This is a genomic window from Teichococcus coralli, assembly GCF_009829925.1.
Classification (GTDB): domain Bacteria; phylum Pseudomonadota; class Alphaproteobacteria; order Acetobacterales; family Acetobacteraceae; genus Pseudoroseomonas; species Pseudoroseomonas coralli.
In genome coordinates, this window is the sequence record NZ_SNVJ01000011.1 from 140852 (window position 1) to 155871 (window position 15020).

At 73.0% G+C, this 15020-nt stretch carries 18 protein-coding genes and 1 pseudogene; 12 read left to right on the forward strand and 7 right to left on the reverse strand.

Annotated elements, in window-relative coordinates; genetic code table 11:
- Positions 1–21: 21 nt before the first annotated feature.
- Both E0493_RS14040 and E0493_RS14045 read left to right on the forward strand, forming a co-directional pair.
- Positions 22–552 (forward strand): Smr/MutS family protein, encoded by a 531-nt coding sequence (locus tag E0493_RS14040; RefSeq protein WP_160937640.1) that lies wholly within the window; start codon positions 22–24, stop codon positions 550–552.
- On the forward strand, positions 549–899 hold the full coding sequence (locus E0493_RS14045; RefSeq protein ID WP_160937642.1) for a helix-turn-helix domain-containing protein: 351 nt from the start codon (positions 549–551) through the stop codon (positions 897–899). The genes E0493_RS14040 and E0493_RS14045 overlap by 4 nt, the downstream gene beginning before the upstream one ends.
- 677 nt (positions 900–1576) lie before the next feature.
- On the opposite strand, the gene E0493_RS14050 is transcribed toward E0493_RS14045, so the two are convergent.
- The 4 genes from E0493_RS14050 to E0493_RS14060 all read right to left on the reverse strand — a co-directional run bounded on the left by E0493_RS14050 (position 1577) and on the right by E0493_RS14060 (position 4811).
- On the reverse strand, positions 1577–2341 hold the full coding sequence (locus tag E0493_RS14050; RefSeq protein WP_160937644.1) for a (Fe-S)-binding protein: 765 nt from the start codon (positions 2339–2341) through the stop codon (positions 1577–1579).
- A gap of 83 nt (positions 2342–2424) precedes the next feature.
- Positions 2425–2832: a hypothetical protein gene (locus E0493_RS23140; protein WP_202397127.1), complete on the reverse strand. Its 408-nt coding sequence runs from the start codon at positions 2830–2832 to the stop codon at positions 2425–2427.
- 174 nt (positions 2833–3006) lie between these two features.
- Positions 3007–4038: a murein transglycosylase A gene (mltA, locus tag E0493_RS14055; RefSeq protein WP_235913776.1), complete on the reverse strand. Its 1032-nt coding sequence runs from the start codon at positions 4036–4038 to the stop codon at positions 3007–3009.
- 98 nt (positions 4039–4136) lie between these two features.
- On the reverse strand, positions 4137–4811 hold the full coding sequence (locus E0493_RS14060; RefSeq protein ID WP_160937646.1) for a Tim44/TimA family putative adaptor protein: 675 nt from the start codon (positions 4809–4811) through the stop codon (positions 4137–4139).
- A gap of 214 nt (positions 4812–5025) precedes the next feature.
- Here E0493_RS14060 and E0493_RS14065 point away from each other — a divergent pair, with 214 nt between their 5' ends.
- The 4 genes from E0493_RS14065 (at position 5026) to E0493_RS14080 (ending at position 8773) form a co-directional block, all read left to right on the forward strand.
- The gene (locus tag E0493_RS14065; RefSeq protein ID WP_160937648.1) at positions 5026–5583 is read left to right on the forward strand and encodes a histidine phosphatase family protein; all 558 of its coding nucleotides are present in this window, start codon (positions 5026–5028) and stop codon (positions 5581–5583) included.
- A 132-nt stretch (positions 5584–5715) separates the two neighbouring features.
- Entirely contained in the window at positions 5716–6294 is a 579-nt protein-coding gene (gene secB, locus E0493_RS14070) for a protein-export chaperone SecB (protein WP_235913777.1), read from the forward strand.
- A 162-nt stretch (positions 6295–6456) separates the two neighbouring features.
- On the forward strand, positions 6457–7983 hold the full coding sequence (gene murJ / locus E0493_RS14075) for a murein biosynthesis integral membrane protein MurJ (protein ID WP_160937649.1): 1527 nt from the start codon (positions 6457–6459) through the stop codon (positions 7981–7983).
- A gap of 52 nt (positions 7984–8035) precedes the next feature.
- Entirely contained in the window at positions 8036–8773 is a 738-nt protein-coding gene (locus E0493_RS14080; RefSeq protein ID WP_160937651.1) for a class I SAM-dependent methyltransferase, read from the forward strand.
- 209 nt (positions 8774–8982) lie between these two features.
- Here the strand turns inward: E0493_RS14080 and E0493_RS14085 are convergent, their stop codons facing one another.
- Both E0493_RS14085 and E0493_RS14090 read right to left on the reverse strand, forming a co-directional pair.
- Entirely contained in the window at positions 8983–9822 is an 840-nt protein-coding gene (locus E0493_RS14085; RefSeq protein ID WP_160937653.1) for an alpha/beta fold hydrolase, read from the reverse strand.
- A 5-nt stretch (positions 9823–9827) separates the two neighbouring features.
- Positions 9828–10202: a nuclear transport factor 2 family protein gene (locus tag E0493_RS14090; protein ID WP_160937654.1), complete on the reverse strand. Its 375-nt coding sequence runs from the start codon at positions 10200–10202 to the stop codon at positions 9828–9830.
- A gap of 118 nt (positions 10203–10320) precedes the next feature.
- Here E0493_RS14090 and E0493_RS14095 point away from each other — a divergent pair, with 118 nt between their 5' ends.
- Positions 10321–11205, forward strand: a complete 885-nt coding sequence (locus tag E0493_RS14095; protein WP_160937656.1) for a helix-turn-helix transcriptional regulator — start codon at positions 10321–10323, stop codon at positions 11203–11205.
- Positions 11206–11212: 7 nt separating this feature from the next.
- On the opposite strand, the gene E0493_RS14100 is transcribed toward E0493_RS14095, so the two are convergent.
- A complete protein-coding gene (locus E0493_RS14100; protein ID WP_160937658.1) occupies positions 11213–11524 on the reverse strand; it encodes a hypothetical protein in 312 nt (103 codons plus the stop codon).
- A gap of 186 nt (positions 11525–11710) precedes the next feature.
- Here E0493_RS14100 and coaBC point away from each other — a divergent pair, with 186 nt between their 5' ends.
- The 5 genes and pseudogenes from coaBC to E0493_RS23145 all read left to right on the forward strand — a co-directional run.
- Positions 11711–12919: a bifunctional phosphopantothenoylcysteine decarboxylase/phosphopantothenate--cysteine ligase CoaBC gene (gene coaBC / locus E0493_RS14105; protein WP_160937660.1), complete on the forward strand. Its 1209-nt coding sequence runs from the start codon at positions 11711–11713 to the stop codon at positions 12917–12919.
- Positions 12916–13365: a dUTP diphosphatase gene (dut, locus tag E0493_RS14110; RefSeq protein ID WP_160937662.1), complete on the forward strand. Its 450-nt coding sequence runs from the start codon at positions 12916–12918 to the stop codon at positions 13363–13365. Before coaBC ends, dut begins: the two co-directional genes overlap by 4 nt.
- 85 nt (positions 13366–13450) lie before the next feature.
- Positions 13451–14299, forward strand: a complete 849-nt coding sequence (locus tag E0493_RS14115; RefSeq protein WP_408888923.1) for a HesA/MoeB/ThiF family protein — start codon at positions 13451–13453, stop codon at positions 14297–14299.
- Positions 14296–14670 (forward strand): DsrE family protein, encoded by a 375-nt coding sequence (locus E0493_RS14120; protein ID WP_160937664.1) that lies wholly within the window; start codon positions 14296–14298, stop codon positions 14668–14670. Before E0493_RS14115 ends, E0493_RS14120 begins: the two co-directional genes overlap by 4 nt.
- A 67-nt stretch (positions 14671–14737) precedes the next feature.
- A pseudogene (locus E0493_RS23145) lies at positions 14738–15020 on the forward strand (hypothetical protein); the annotation flags it as partial.

Here is a 15020-nt window from a genome sequence, read left to right on the forward strand (position 1 = left end):
CCTTTCCAGAACAGGACCGAGATGCCCCGCCGCGGCCGCAACCTGACCGAGCAAGAGCGCGCGCTGTGGCGGGCCTATGTCGCCGCGGTGACGCCGCTGCCCGGCCATGCGCTGCCGCCGGTGCCCGCCGCGCCGGCCGAGCCGGCGCCGCCTCCGCCGGTGGTCGCCGCCCCCGCTCCCTCCGTCAAGCCTGCCCTGAGGCCTTTGTCGCCGGTGCTGCATGTCGGCGTGCAGCCGGGCGGGGTGGACAGCCAGCGCTGGAAGGACCTGCGCCGCGGCCGCACCCGCCCGGAGCGCACGCTGGACCTGCACGGCCGCCGCGCGCAGGACGCCTGGCACGCGGTGCGCGCCTTCCTGCACGCGGCGCAGGCCGACGGGCTGCGCTGCGTGGCGGTGGTGACGGGCAAGGGGCCGGTGCCGGATGGCGGCGTGCTGCGGCGGGAGCTGCCGCACTGGCTGAACGCGCCGGACCTGCGGCCGCTGGTGCTGGGGGCCGTCCACCCGGCGCCGAACCAGGGAGCGGTGCACCTGCTGCTGCGGCGGCGGCGGTGACGCCCTTCGGCGCCCGGCTGCGCGCGCTGCGGCAGGCGCGCGGGGTGACGCTGAAGGAGCTGGCGGCGGCGCTGCAGGTCTCGCCGGCCTACATCTCGGCATTGGAGCATGGGCGACGGGGACGGCCGAGCGTCGGGCTGATCCATCAGGTGAATGAATTTTTCGGGCTGATCTGGGACGACGCGGAGGAGATGGCGCGGCTGGCCCGGGTCTCGCACCCCAAGGTGACGCTGGATACCAGCGGGCTCTCGCCGGAAGCGACCGAGTTGGCGAACCTTCTCGCCGCGCGAATCCGTCGGCTCTCGCCGGAGGTGATCCGGGAGATGCGGCGGCTGCTGGGGGAATAGAGGGGTGGATAAAGGCTGGGGGAAGGAATTCCCCCAGGCCCCCTTCTTTTTTCTGTCGGTTTTGTCGCGCTGATGGTGGGGGTCTGCCTTGGCGGTCGGAACAAGTCCCAACTCAGCGTGAAAACCGTGGTCAGAAGAGCCGGAATGGCTGGGAAACGGAGCAACACGTCCGCACCTGCTTAACTGCTGAAATTTTCTGTTGAATATTAGAGAGGCGCATATAGATGATGCGCCAGGAACAGAATCATCGGTAGGGTCAGCGTATTACTGGCAGTTTGGCTTGATAGAAACACGATTTCGAAGAAATCATTTCTCCAGTCATGTTGGTGAGAGTTCTTTTGAATGCGTTAGGCGGATCTCATGCTGAAGATGATCAGGGCCACGCCCCCCACAAAATGGCGATACCCAGCAAGTCCTTCATCATCTGCCTCATCCACACTTCTGGCCGGCAAATTCATTCCTGCTGGCATCACTTCGCCAAGCAACCCACTGCGGGCGGTCACTGAGCGACATACCGTCGATTCGCCGTTCACCCTGGGTCCGCTCTGAACCGTAAGCAGACCTTCCTGCTCGGTTTTCCTCTACGGCCAGGCACAACGGCTGCCACAAGCGCCACCACGACCGGATAAAGAGAAAAGAAGTGGGGGTCCGGGGGAGAATTCATTCTCCCCCGGTGTTCAGGCGTCCCCGATGGGCGGCACGGCCTGGGTCATGTCGGCCAGCACCTCGGCCACGTGGCGGACGCGCACGGCGCTGCCCTGGCGCTTCAGGCGGCCCGCCATGTTCAGCAGGCAGCCCATGTCGCCGGCCAGCAGGGTGTCGGCGCCGGTGGCCTCGACATCGCGGGCCTTGTCCGCGACCATGCGGGTGGAGATCTCGGGGTATTTCACGCAGAAGGTGCCGCCGAAGCCGCAGCACAGCTCGGGATCGGCCAGTTCCTTCACCGTCAGGCCCTCGACCGTGCCAAGCAACTGGCGCGGCTGGGCACGGACGCCGAGTTCCCGCAGGCCGGCGCAGCTGTCGTGGTAGGCGGCCACGCCCTCGTAGCGCGCGCGGACCCCCGTCATGCCGCGCATGTCGGCGAGAAAGGAGACCAGCTCGTGCGTCCTGGCGGCCAGCGCCTCGGCGCGGCCGCGGTAGTTGGGGTCGTCGTCGAAGAGCGCGGGATAATGCCTGGCGATCATGCCGGCGCAGGAGCCGGAGGGGGCCACCGTGTAGTCGTAGCCCAGGAAGGCGTCGATCACCGGGCGGGCGAGGTCGCGCGCCGTGGCGCGGTCGCCGCTGTTGTAGGCGGGCTGGCCGCAGCAGGTCTGCAGGCGCGGCACCTCCACCGTGCAGCCGGCCTGCTCCAGCAGGCGGATGGCGGCGAAGCCGACGGTGGGCCGGTAGAGGTCCACGAGGCAGGTGACGAAGAGCGCGACGCGCGGCTTTGTCGGGGACATGCGGGCGACGATAGGCCGCGGGCGGCAAGATGCAAGGATCGCGCAGCGTCGGCCGGCCCGGGCAGGCCGGGCCGGCCATGCCCTCAGCGGGACGAGCCGCCGCTGCCCGAGCTGCCACTGCCCGAGGAGCCGCCACTGCCCGAGCCGCCACTGCCTGCGGAGCCCTGGCTGCCCGAGCCGCCCACCGCGGTGACGGCAGTGATGGAGTCGGGGTTGATGACCATCATGACCGGACGGCCCTGTTTGTCGTTGGCGCGCACCAGGAAGGATTGCGGCATCACCCGCACATTGGTGAAGCCGGCCTGCTCCAGGTCCTGCTTCACGCGCTGCTGCGACATCATCTCCCGCTGGCCGGATGCGCCCTGCTGCTGCTGGCCATTGTGGCTGCCTGCGGTGCCGCCGCTCTGCGCGCCGGAGCCGGCGCTTTGCGCCATGGCGGGCATGGTGAAGGCCAGCATGAGGCCAGCCAAGCCGTAGGTGATCTTGTTCATCGGGATTCCTCCAATTTTTCCGCGCCACGCGGGACGCATTGGAAGAACCCCTGCCCTTGCGCACGGTTTTGCTACGTCGGAGCTTACAGTTTTCACGTGAACGTGGGCCAACAGCGTTCTTTCGCCGTTTTCATGCTGCAGAAATGCCATATTCGAAGGTGCGTGCGCGGCCACTCAGGGTGCGGCGGGCTCCAGCACGTAAAGGATGGCCTTCTCCTTCATCCGCCCGGCGGCACCGGCGGCGGCCTCGCCCCAGCCCCAGAAGAGGTCGGCGCGGGCCTCGCCCCGGATGGCGCCGCCGGTGTCCTGCGCCAGGACCAGGCGGCGCAGCGGCGCGCCGGTCAGCGGGTGGCGGGTGACGATCCAGACCGGGCTGCCGAGCGGGATATGGGCGCGGTCCACCGCCACCGAGCGCAGCGGCGTCAGCGGCACGCCGAGCGAGCCGGTGGGGCCCTGGTCCGGCCGGGCGGGGGTTTCGCGGAAGAAGACGTAGGAGGGGTTCGCGTCCATCAGCGCCCTGGCGCGGGCGGGGCCGGCCTGCTCCAGCCAGGCCAGGATGCTCTGCATGGAAACCTGCTCGCGCGGGATCTCGCCGCGGTCCGCGAGCAGGCGGCCGATGGGGACGTAGCGGCGGCCGTTGCCGGCGGCATAGCCCAGGCGGCGGACGGAGCCGTCCGGCAGCACCACGCGGCCGGAGCCCTGGATCTGCAGGAAGAAGGCCTCGGCGGGGTCGGCGGCCCAGAGCAGCACGGGGGCGTCGGTGGCGCCGGCCTCGATGGCGGCGCGGTCGGGATAGGGGACGAAGGCGCCCTCCTCCACCCGGCCGAGGATTTTGCGGCCCTTCAGGTCCTCGGCGAAGCGGCCGAGATCGACTTCCATGAGGTCGCCAGGGCGGCCGAGCAGCGGCGTACGGTAGCCGGGGCCGGGGGTGAGCGCGCCGCGCAGCTCGGGCTCGTAGTAGCCGGTCATCAGCCCCTCGCCCGCGTGGCGGAGGGTGAAGCGGCGGGCGAAGAAGGCGCGGGCGGCGGCATCGTCGCCAGGCGGCAGGCCGGCGGCCTCGGCGCAGAGCGCGGCGGGGAAGCGGGGCGGGCGGCAGCCGGCCAGGAAGGGGGGGATGGCCTCGGCGAGGCGGTCCTCGCCCCAGCCGGGCAGGTCCGGAACCTGGCGGGGGGCGGGGGAACAGGCGGCGAGCAGGGCCAGCAGCAACAGGACCGGCAGCAGATGGACCGGCGCCGCGCGCCGCAGCCGCCGGCCCGCGGACGGCGGGCGCCGCCGCGGCCCAGGCCCCCGCTCCACGGCCGCGCTCAGGCGGCGTGCGTGCCGACCAGCTTCCAGGTCGGGTCGCTGCTGCGCAGGTCGCGCTGGAAGGTCCAGATGTCCGTCACCTCGGTCACCGCCTCGGCGCCGGCCACCGCCTCGCCCTTGGCGTCGGTGGTCACGTTCACCTGCTCGGAGACGATCCGCGCCGTGATCTCGGCGGTGCTGCCGCGCAGCTCGGCGCCGGTGATCGCCGCCTCCAGGACGGCGCGGATCTCGCTCCGCTGGCGCTCGCCGGCCTGCTCGCGCGCGCTGATCGCCTGCTCGAAGCCGGCATAGGTTTCCTCCGAAAGGAGGCCGCGCAGGGTGGCGCGGTCGCCGCTGGCGAAGGCGGCGACGATCATGCGGAAGGCGCCCTCCGCCCCGGCCAGGAAGGCGTTGGGGTCGAAGCCGCGATCGGCCTGCTGGATGGCCTGCAGCGCCTGGCCGGCGGGCGAGCGCATCTCCGGCACCACCTGGTGGGTGCCGCTGCCGCCCGTTGGCGGCGGCGGGGCTTGCGCCTCCGCCTCGCGCAGGGGCGGCGCGCCGGGCGCCGGAACGGGGCGCTCGCGCGGGGGCCGCTCGAAGCCCTGGCGCCGCCCCAGCACGCTGCGCAGGCGGAGCACCAGAAAGGCCGCGACCATGCCGAACAGGATCAGATCGAGCGGGAAGCCGCCGGACATTGCAATCTCCTCATGTCCGACACTTAAGCGCGCATTCCCCTGACCGCAACGGCCCCGCGGCGACGGATGCTGGCGGAGCGGCCGTCGGGCACACGAAACCGCCAGCGCGCGGCGGGCGCCAGGGCCACCAGCTTGCGACGGGGCGGGCCTGCCGGTACTGGCTGGGGCACCGCCCTGCGTCACCTCCCGCTGCGCCACCTCCCGGAGTCTAGCGATGATCCTGCTGCGTCACGGCCAGAGCGAGTTCAACCTGCATTTCTCCGCGACGCGGCGCGACCCCGGCATCAAGGACCCGAAGCTGACGGTGCTCGGCCAGCACCAGGCGGAGCAGGCGGCGCAGGCGCTGGCCGGGGAGGACGTCCGGCGCATCATCGCCAGCCCCTATACCCGCGCCCTGCAGACGGCGGCGCCGCTGGCGCGGCGGTTCGGCCTGCCGGTGCTGGTGCACCCCATGGTGCGCGAGCGCTACGCCTTCACCTGCGACGTCGGCTCGCCGCGCACCGCCCTGGCGATGGCGTGGCCGGAGCTGGAATGGTCGCATGTCGAGGAGGTGTGGTGGCCGCCGGTGGAGGAGCCGGCGAAGCAGGTGGAGGCGCGGGCGCGGCTGTTCCGCGCGGAGATGGCCGCCTTGCCGGACTGGCAGCACACCGTGGTGGTCTCGCACTGGGGCTTCATCCTTTCCATGACCGGCGAATCGGTCGGCAACGGGCAGTGGCTGCGCTGCGACCCCTGCATGCCGGCCCCGGCGGAGATTTCCTGGCACCACCGCTGACGCCGCGCGGGGAGGGCACGCCCGCAAGCAGCCCGCCCGCAAGCAGCCCGCCTGTGACAGCCCGCCTGTGACAGCCGGGGCGCGCCGTGCTACCCCGCGCGCCGGAACCGGAACCAGACGCCAGGGGCTTGCATGTCCGACACCAGCCTTCCCCCCAACGGAAACCAGCCCCCGAACGGCGGGGCGCAGCCGCCCCAGGGGCAGCCGCCCCAGGGACAGCCGCCGCAGGGACAGCCGCCGCAGGGGCAACCCCAGGGTCCGCTGCTGCTGAACCTGCAGTACACCAAGGACCTCTCCTTCGAGGTGCCGGGGGCGCCGGAGATCTTCACCACCCTGCGCGAGCAGCCGCGCATCGACCTGGCGCTCGACGTGCAGGCGCGGCCGTTGCAGCAGGGCGGCAACGTCTACGAGGTGGCGCTGCAGATCCGCGCCGACGCCCAGGCCAGCGGGCCGGACGGCCAGTCGCAGACCGCCTTCATCGCCGAGCTGGTCTATTGCGGCATCTTCACGCTGAACGTGGAGCAGAACCTGGTCGAGCCGCTGCTGCTGGTGGAGTGCCCGCGCCTGCTCTTCCCCTTCGCCCGCAACATCCTGGCGGACGTGACGCGCGACGGCGGCTTCCCGCCCGTGCTGCTCTCGCCGATCGACTTCGTGGCGCTGTGGCAGAGCCGCCGCGGGCCCGAGGCGGGCCAGCAGCCGGTCAACGCCTGAAGCAAGGCCGGGGGAAGGAATTCCCCCGGACCCCCTTCTTTTTTCTTCGAGTCTGCAGCGCGGCCCGCCACAGGGCGCCGGAACCGACAAAAAGAAGACGGGGGCTCGGGGGGAATTCCTTTCCCTCCGATCTTTTTCCTCCTCCCGGCGGGCGGCCCTGCGATGCTGCGCAACATCCTGACCATCGGCAGCTGGACCTTCGCCAGCCGCATCCTGGGCTTCGCCCGCGACATGCTGATCGCCGCGATGCTCGGCGCCAGCCCGCTGGCGGACGCCTTCTTCATCGCGCTGCGCCTGCCCAACCTGTTCCGCCGCCTGTTCGGCGAGGGCGCCTTCAACGCCGCCTTCGTGCCCGCCTTCACCGCGACGCTGACGCTGGAGGGGCCGCGCCGCGCGCGCGAGCTGGCGGCGCGCATGTCCACCCTGCTGGCGCTCTGGCTGGCGCTGATCGTGGGGGTGGGCATGGTGTTCATGCCGCAGATCATGGCGGTGCTGACGCCGGGGCTGCGCGACGAGCCGCTGCGCTTCGGGCTGGTGGTGGAGCTGTCGCGCATCACCTTTCCCTACCTGCTGTTCATCTGCCTCACCGCGCTGGTCAGCGGCGTGCTGAACGCCATCGACAGGTTCGCCCTCGCCGCCGGGGCGCCGCTGATGTTCAACCTCTTCGCCATCGTCTCGCTGTTCGCGCTGACCCCCTTCGTGGCGACGCCGGCGCATGCGCTGGCCTGGGGCACCATGCTTTCCGGCCTGGCGCAGCTCGCGGTGGTGGTGGTGGCCTGCCGCAAGGTGGGCATGGGCTTCAGCCTGATCTCGGCGCCGCGCCTGACGCCCGACACGCGCGAGGTGCTGCGCCGCATGATGCCGGGCGTGCTCGGCGCCGGGATCACGCAGATGAGCCTGGCGATCGACGTGTTCATCGCCTCGCTGCTGCCGGCGGGGGCCATCAGCTACCTGACCTATGCCGACCGCGTGGCGCAGCTGCCGCTCGGCGTGGTGGGCGCGGCGGTGGGCACGGCGCTGCTGCCGGTGCTCTCGCGCCAGCTGCGCGGCGGCAAGCCGCTCGCGGCGCACCGCAGCATGAACCGCGCGGTGGAGCTTTCCCTCGCGCTCACCATTCCCGCCGCCGCGGCGCTGGTCGTGATGGCCGACCCGATCATCCTGACGCTGTTCCAGCGCGGGGCGCTCAGCGTGGAGGAGGCGTATTCGGTGGCCTGGGCGCTGCGCGCCTATGCCTGCGGCCTGCCCGCCTTCGTGCTGATCAAGGCCTTCTCCCCCGGCTTCTTCGCGCGCGGCGACACCGCGGCGCCGGTGAAGATCGGCATCGTGGTGGTGCTGGTGAACCTGGCGCTCAGCCTGCTGCTGACGCGCGTGCTCGCCCATGTCGGCATCGCGCTGGCCACCGCGATGGCCGCCTGGTGCAATGCCGGGCTGCTGTTCGGCCTGCTGGCGCGGCGCGGCCACTTCCATGCCGACCGGCGGCTGCGGCGCAATGTCTGGCGCCTGGTGCTGGCCGCGGCGGTGATGGCCGCGGTGCTGGCGGCGGTGGAGCCCTGGCTGTTCCCGGCGCAGGGGCTGATGAAGCTGGCGGGGCTCGCCGCGCTGGTGGTGCTGGGGCTGGCCACCTATTTCGGCGCGACCCAGGCGCTGGGCGCGCTCGACCTGCGCGACCTGCGGCGGCGGCGGTCCTGACGGGGGCGCCCCTGCCCCTTCCCGCCGCCGCGCATCGCGCTATCCTGCGCGCATGACCCAGACCACGGATTTCGGCTTCCGCGAAGTGCCCCGTGACGCCAAGGCGTCCATGGTGCGGCAGGTCTTCGACAGCGTCGCCCCCAAATACGACGTGATGAACGACCTGATGTCGCTCGGCCTGCACCGGGCCTGGAAGCAGGCCTTCGTCGCCGCCATCGGCGCCGGGCCGCGCGATACCCTGCTCGACCTCGCCGCCGGCACCGGGGATGTCGGCTTCCTGGCGCGCAGGCGCGGCGCCGGGCGGGTCATCCTGGCCGACATCAACGCCAGCATGCTTGGCGTCGGGCGGGACCGCGCGCTGCAGAAGGGCCTGATGGAGGGGCTTGCCTTCGCCTGCTGCGACGCCGAGCGCCTGCCCTTCCCGGACCGCAGCGTGGAAAAGGTCTCCATGGCCTTCGGGCTGCGCAACTGCACGGACAAGGACGCGGTGCTGCGCGAGGCCTTCCGCGTGCTGCGCGTGGGCGGCCGGATGCATGTGCTGGAGTTCTCGCGGCTGGAGATCGAGGCGCTGCGGCCGCTCTACGACGCCTGGTCCTTCAAGGCGCTGCCGGCGATCGGCGCGCGCGTCGCCAAGGACGCGGAAAGCTACCAGTACCTGGCGGAGAGCATCCGCATGTTCCCGGACCAGCCCACGCTGGCGGGGATGATGGAAGGCGCGGGCTTCGAACGGGTGAAGTGGCAGAACCTCTCGGGCGGGGTGGTCGCCATCCATACGGGGTGGAAGTTCTGAGGGGCCGTTCCGGGGGAGAATGAATTCTCCCCCGGGCCCCCTCTTCTTTCCTTTTTATCGGTCCGCCGCGCTGGCCGCTTGNCCTTTTTATCGGTCCGCCGCGCTGGCCGCTTGCAGCCGCCGTGGCTGGGGCAGTCCCGGCGGCTGCACGCGGTTCAACGGACAAGAAGAAGAGGGGGGTTCGGGGGCGTTCCTTCCCCCGACCTTTTCTAGCCCCGCGCGAAGGCGATCAGGTCGGCGTTGAGCCGGGCCTGGTGGGTCAGGAAGAGCCCGTGCGGCGCATCCTCGTAGATTTCCAGCCGGGCGTCGGGCAGCAGGGCGGCGGTGGGGCGGGCGGTCAGGTCGAGGGGGCTGGTGATGTCCCGCTCGCCATGCAGCAGCAGCACGGGAACGCCGATGGCGCGCGCCTCGGCGCGGAAGTCGGCGGCGGCCAGGGTGCGGTGGCATTCCAGCAGGGCCTGGAGCGAGCTGCGCAGCGCCATGTCGCGCACCCAGTGGCGCAGGCCGGCGGGGGTTTCCGGGGACACGAAGGGCTCCATGTTGGCGTCGATCCAGCCGGGGAAGTCGCGCATCAGCCAGTCCCGGCGGAAGCTTTCGAGCAGGGCGGGGTCGAGGCCGGCGGGGTTGTCGGGCGCGCGGGCCAGCTTCGGCGTGGTGGTGCCGACCAACACGGCGCGGGCGACGCGGCCGGCGGCGCCGTGCCGCGTGAGGTAGCGCAGCACCTCGCCGCAGCCCATGGAGAAGCCGACCAGCGTGGCGCCGCGCAGGTCGAGGTGGTCGAGCAGCGCGGCGAGGTCGTCGGCCAGGGTGTCGAAGTCGTAGCCGCGGCCGGGATCGTCGGAGCGGCCATGGCCGCGACGGTCATAGGCGACGCAGCGGAAGCCGGCCTCGGCCAAAGCGAGCATCTGGTAGCACCAGGAGTCGGAGGGCAGCGACCAGGAGGCGGCGAACACCACGGGCGGGCCGGAAGCCCCTTGGGGAGGCCCTTGGGGAGGCCAGTCGCGGTGGAACAGCGCGGTGCCGTCGCGGGTGCGGAAGGGGGCGGGCATGGCGTTCAGGCCTCGCCGGGCAGGGGGTCGAGGAAGCCGGTGACGGTGTGGAGCCGGCCATCCCCGGCGAGCTGGGCGAAGTCGGTGCCGGCGACCAGGGGCTCGCCCGAGTCGGGGCCGAGGGTCCAGGAGAAGCGCAGCCGGTCGGCATAGCCGTCCGCGCGGCCGGCGAGGCTGAAGCGGTGGCCGGGGAAGCGGGCCTGCACGGCGGCGACCAGCGCGGCGATGGCCTCGTGGCCGGTGCCCTGCATGAGGGGGTCGCGGTAGGTGGCGTCCTCGGTCCAGAGGGCGGCGAGAAGGGCCAGGCGGCGGGCGGGGTCGGTCTCGTTCCAGGCCGCGATGTAGCGGGTGGCGAGGGCCTGGGCGTCGGTGGCGGTCATCGGTCGGGCGCTCCCTGCGCGGTGGTGGGGACGGGCGCAGTGTTCCGCGGGGCGGGCGGCGGCGCGATGACCTCGCAGGTCATGGGCGCGCGGCGCGGCGGCGGGCTAGGCTGGCGGCATGTCGCTGTCCCGGCCCTCCCCCTCCGGTTCCCCCATCGGCGCCCTGCTGCGGGCGTGGCGCCAGCGGCGGCGGCGCAGCCAGCTCGACCTGGCGCTGGATGCCGAGGTCTCGCAGCGGCACCTCAGCTTCGTGGAGAGCGGGCGGGCGGCGCCGAGCCGCGAGATGGTGCTGCGGCTGGCCGAGCAGCTCGAGGTGCCGCTGCGCGAACGCAACGCCCTGCTGCTGGCCGCCGGCTATGCGCCGGCCTTCGCCGAGCGGCCGCTGGGCCACCCCGCCATGGCGGCGGCGCGGGCGATGGTGGAGCGCATCCTGGAGGCGCATGCGCCGCATCCGGCGCTGGCGGTGGACCGGCACTGGCGGCTTGTCGCGGCGAACGCGGCGGTGGCGCCGCTGCTGGAGGGGGTGGCGGAGGCGGCCCTGCTGGCGCCGCCGGTGAACGTGCTGCGGCTCAGCCTGCATCCGCGCGGGCTGGCGCCGCGCATCGCCAACCTTGGCGCCTGGCGGGCGCATCTGCTGGAGCGGCTGCGGCGGCAGGTCGCGGCCAGCGCCGACCCGGCGCTGGCGGCGCTGCTGGCGGAGCTGGCGGCGCTGGAGACGCCGGCGGCCGGCGGGGAAGTGGCCGGTGGGGAAGTGGCCGGCGGGGAGATGGCCGGCGGGGAGATGGCGGTGGACGGGCTGGCGGTGCCGCTGGAACTGGAAAGCCGGGCGGGGCGGCTTTCGCTGCTTTCGACCACCACCGTCTTCGGCACGCCGGTGGAGGTGACGCTGTCGGAACTGGCGATCGAGGCCTTCTACCCGGCGGATGCCGCCACCGCCGGGCGGCTGCGGCGGCTCGCGGGCACGAAAAAGGGGGCCGGAGCCCCCTCTTCTGCCTGGCCGTGACGGGCGGTCAGCCGCGCGGCTGCGCGGCGGCCGGGCCGGGCACCGGCGTGTAGGTGATCTCGTTGTTCTCGCCCTGGTTGGCGAAGCTGGCGACCACGCCGCGCTGCGCGGGCGCATCCGGGGCGTAGATGTAGCGGGCGTTCTCGTTGCGGCCGATCACCTTCACCGGGCCGCCGCCGACGATGTTGCCGCCGTCGTTGGAGTAATCGACGGCGAAATTCTCGCCGGTGCCGAGAACACGGATGCTGCTCTCCTGCGCGGCGGCAGCACCGATCACGCCGAAAGCCAGAACCGTCGAAAGAATAGCTGTGCGAAACATTTTTCGTTCCCCTGTTCAGTCGTTAGGGGACGTCCTTGCGTCCTCTTACAGGGGGCTAGATGGCGCCCGGGCGGAGCCGGCGCCAATCGCTTCCCGGGATACCGGGCATCCGTCCGCGTGATGACAGCGGCATGACAGGCGCGGCGCGGCTTCCGGCGGCGGCCCGGCCGGTCTAGCTTGCGCGCCATGCTCGCGGACAAGCGCATCCTTCTCATCGTTGCCGGCAGCGTCGCCGCCTACAAGGCGCTGGAGCTGACCCGGCTGCTGCGCAAGGCGGGGGCGCGTGTCATCCCCGTGCTGACGGCGGGCGGCGCCCGCTTCGTCACGCCGCATGCCCTGCAGGCCATCGCCGGCGAGGCGGTGCACCAGGAGCTGTGGTCGCTCGCCGGGGAGGCGGAGATCGGCCATATCCGGCTCGCCCGGCTGCCGGACCTGGTGGCGGTGGTGCCGGCCTCGGCCGACATGCTGGCGCGGATGGCGCACGGACTGGCCGACGACCTCGCCACCACCCTGCTGCTGGCCACCGACCGCCCGGTGCTGGTGGCGCCGGCGATGAACTGGGCGATGTGGGCGCATCCCGCGACCCGCGCCAACATGGCGGCGCTGGCGGCGCGCGGGGTGGCCGTGGTGGGGCCCGGCGAGGGCGCCATGGCGGAGGCGGAAAGCGGGCCCGGGCGGCTGGCCGAGCCGCCGGAGATCCTTGATGCGATCGCCGCGCTGCTGGGGGCGGCGGCGCAGCCGCTGGCGGGGCGGCACGTGCTGGTCACCAGCGGGCCGACGCATGAGCCGATCGACCCGGTGCGCTACATCGCCAACCGCAGCAGCGGCCGGCAGGGGCACGCCATCGCCGCCGCGCTGGCGGCGCTGGGGGCGCGGGTGACGCTGGTCGCGGGGCCGGTGACGATTGCCGACCCGGCGGGGGTGCGGGTGGTGCGGGTGGAGAGCGCGCGGGAGATGCTGGCGGCCTGCGAGGCGGCGCTGCCGGCGGATGCGGCGGTCTGCGCCGCCGCGGTGGCCGACTGGCGCGCCGCGCTGGCGGCCGGGCAGAAGCTGAAGAAGGTGCCGGGCGAGGCGCCGCCGCCGCTGGCGCTGGCGCTGAACCCCGACATCCTGGCGACGCTCTCCGCCCATGCGCGGCGGCCGCGGCTGGTGGTCGGATTCGCGGCGGAGACGGAAAACGTGGTGGCCAACGCCGTGGCGAAGCGGCAACGCAAGGGATGCGACTGGATCGTGGCGAATGACGTGTCGGGCGACGTGATGGGCGGCGCCGAGAATGCCGTGCACCTGGTGACGGAAGGCGGGGTGGAGGACTGGCCGCGCCTGCCCAAGGAGGAAGTGGCGCGGCGGCTGGCCGCGCGGCTGGCCGAGGCGCTGGCCGGGGAGAGCCCGGCATGAGCGGCGCCGAGATCATCGTCCGCCGCCTGCCGCATGCCGAGGGGCTGCCGCTGCCGGAATACGCCACCGCCGGCGCGGCGGGCTTCGACCTGCAGGCGGCGGTGACGGCGCCGCTGGTGATCGCGCCGGGGCAGCGGGTGCTGGTGCCCACCGGGCTCTGCGTCGCCCTGCCGGCAGGCTACGAACTGCAGGTGCGGCCGCGCTCGGGGCTGGCGCTGAAGCATGGCATCGTGCTGCCCAACGCGCCCGGCACCATCGACGAGGACTATCGCGGCGAGCTGCAGGTGATCGTCATGAACGCGGGCGAGGCGCCCTTCACCGTGGAGCGCGGCACGCGGATCGCCCAGGGGGTGCTGGCGCCGGTGACGCGCGCCACCTGGCGGGAGGCCGATGCGCTGCCGGACACGGCGCGCGGGGCGGGCGGCTTCGGCAGCACGGGGCACTGAGGCGCGGCGGGCCATGGCAGCCATGCCCTGGCCCCTCGCCGCTTCGCCCGAAGCCCCATTGCGCCGGCCGCGCCCCCTCGCCCATATGCCGGGCATGGACCTCGATTTCTCCGAAGCCGAGCTGCACCGCTATTCCCGCCACATCCTGCTGCAGGAGGTGGGGGCGGTCGGCCAGGCGAAGCTGCGCGCGGCGCGCGTGCTGGTGGTCGGCGCCGGGGGGCTCGGCTCGCCGCTGGCGCTCTACCTCGCCGCCGCCGGGATCGGCACCATCGGGCTGGTGGACGACGACCGGCTGGAGCTTTCCAACCTGCAGCGGCAGGTGGCGCACGACACCGGGCGGATCGGCCGCAACAAGGCGGACAGCGCGGCGGAGACCATCCGGCGGCTGAACCCGGAGGTGGCGGTCGAGGTGCACGCCCGCCGGCTGGACGCCGCCGCCGCCGAGGCGCTCATCCCGCGCTACGACCTGGTCTGCGACGGCACCGACAACTTCGCCACCCGCTTCCTGCTGGGCGACGCCTGCCACCTGCTCGGCCGCACGCTGGTCTCGGCCGCCGTGCTGCGCTTCGAGGGGCAGCTCGCCGTGTTCAAGTCGCATGTGCATGGCCCCGGGGGACTTGCCTATCCCTGCCAGCGCTGCCTGCACCCCGAGCCGCCGCCGCCCGGCCTGGTGCCGACCTGCTCCGAGGCCGGGGTGCTGGGCGCCGTGACCGGCGTCATGGGCACCTTGCAGGCGACCGAGGTGCTGAAGGAGATCCTGGGCATCGGCGAGAGCATGGCCGGGCGGCTGCTGCTGTGGGACGCGCTCGACACCCGCTTCCGCACGGTGAAGCTGCGGCGCGACCCGGCCTGCCCGCTCTGCGGCGACGCGCCCTCCATCCACGACCTTTCCGGGCACGGCACCGCGCCCGTGGCCTGCGCGCTGCCGGCGTGAGCGCGCCGCTCGGCATCCTGCTGCGCGCGGCGGGGCACGAGCCGGCGCATTACGCGCTGGTGCTGGCCACCGGGGCGGCGGCGGTCGGGCGCGAGGTGGTGCTGTTCGCCACCAATGCCGGCTGCCGGCTGCTGCTGCGCGACACGCCGCTGCTGGCCGACCCGCGCGAGGCGCTGCTGCGGGAGCGCGGCGTGGCCGGCATCGGAACGCTGCTGGAGGCGGCGGGCGAGCTGGGCCTGCGCCGGATCGCCTGCGAGGCGGGGCTGCGGGCCGAGGACATCGAGGCCGGGACGCTGGCGCCGGGGGTGGAGGTGGCGGGCGTCGTCACCTTCCTGGCGGCGGTCGGCGGCGGGCAGATCGTGTCGCTTTGAGGAAAGAAGCGAATTCATTGCGGAGGGACGCTTGACCGCAACCCCAGATTGCGCGCCAGATCAGGCCATGGCTTGGCTTCGCTTCGCATCCCCGCTGCTGCTGCTGCTGCTTCTCGCCGCGCCGGCGGCCGCCCAATCGTCGCTCGGCGGTTCCAGCCTGGGCGCTCCCTCGCCCTCGCTGCCGCAGCCGGTGCCGCCCGGCGGCGGCCATGTGCTGCGCGCACCGCCTGGCATGGTGCCGAAGCAGCCGGCGCCCGCCGCGCCGCCCGCCGCCCCGCCCGCCTCCCCGGCACGCCCGGCGCAGAACCTCGAGCCGCCGCCCGCCGCGCCCCGGCAGGCCCCGCGCCAGG

What these genes read in the sequence shown, in the direction of transcription:
- E0493_RS14050 (WP_160937644.1), bottom strand. Translation starts at nt 2,341, where the DNA reads ATGTCCCCGACAAAGCCGCGCGTCGCGCTCTTCGTCACCTGCCTCGTG.
- E0493_RS14085 (WP_160937653.1), bottom strand. Translation starts at nt 9,822, where the DNA reads ATGCCCGCCCCCTTCCGCACCCGCGACGGCACCGCGCTGTTCCACCGC.
- E0493_RS14115 (WP_408888923.1), top strand. Translation starts at nt 13,451, where the DNA reads ATGCCGGGCATGGACCTCGATTTCTCCGAAGCCGAGCTGCACCGCTAT.
- E0493_RS14100 (WP_160937658.1), bottom strand. Translation starts at nt 11,524, where the DNA reads ATGTTTCGCACAGCTATTCTTTCGACGGTTCTGGCTTTCGGCGTGATC.
- coaBC (WP_160937660.1), top strand. Translation starts at nt 11,711, where the DNA reads ATGCTCGCGGACAAGCGCATCCTTCTCATCGTTGCCGGCAGCGTCGCC.
- E0493_RS14080 (WP_160937651.1), top strand. Translation starts at nt 8,036, where the DNA reads ATGACCCAGACCACGGATTTCGGCTTCCGCGAAGTGCCCCGTGACGCC.
- E0493_RS14065 (WP_160937648.1), top strand. Translation starts at nt 5,026, where the DNA reads ATGATCCTGCTGCGTCACGGCCAGAGCGAGTTCAACCTGCATTTCTCC.
- murJ (WP_160937649.1), top strand. Translation starts at nt 6,457, where the DNA reads ATGCTGCGCAACATCCTGACCATCGGCAGCTGGACCTTCGCCAGCCGC.
- E0493_RS23140 (WP_202397127.1), bottom strand. Translation starts at nt 2,832, where the DNA reads ATGAACAAGATCACCTACGGCTTGGCTGGCCTCATGCTGGCCTTCACC.
- E0493_RS14090 (WP_160937654.1), bottom strand. Translation starts at nt 10,202, where the DNA reads ATGACCGCCACCGACGCCCAGGCCCTCGCCACCCGCTACATCGCGGCC.
- E0493_RS14095 (WP_160937656.1), top strand. Translation starts at nt 10,321, where the DNA reads ATGTCGCTGTCCCGGCCCTCCCCCTCCGGTTCCCCCATCGGCGCCCTG.
- E0493_RS14060 (WP_160937646.1), bottom strand. Translation starts at nt 4,811, where the DNA reads ATGTCCGGCGGCTTCCCGCTCGATCTGATCCTGTTCGGCATGGTCGCG.
- E0493_RS14040 (WP_160937640.1), top strand. Translation starts at nt 22, where the DNA reads ATGCCCCGCCGCGGCCGCAACCTGACCGAGCAAGAGCGCGCGCTGTGG.
- dut (WP_160937662.1), top strand. Translation starts at nt 12,916, where the DNA reads ATGAGCGGCGCCGAGATCATCGTCCGCCGCCTGCCGCATGCCGAGGGG.
- secB (WP_235913777.1), top strand. Translation starts at nt 5,716, where the DNA reads ATGTCCGACACCAGCCTTCCCCCCAACGGAAACCAGCCCCCGAACGGC.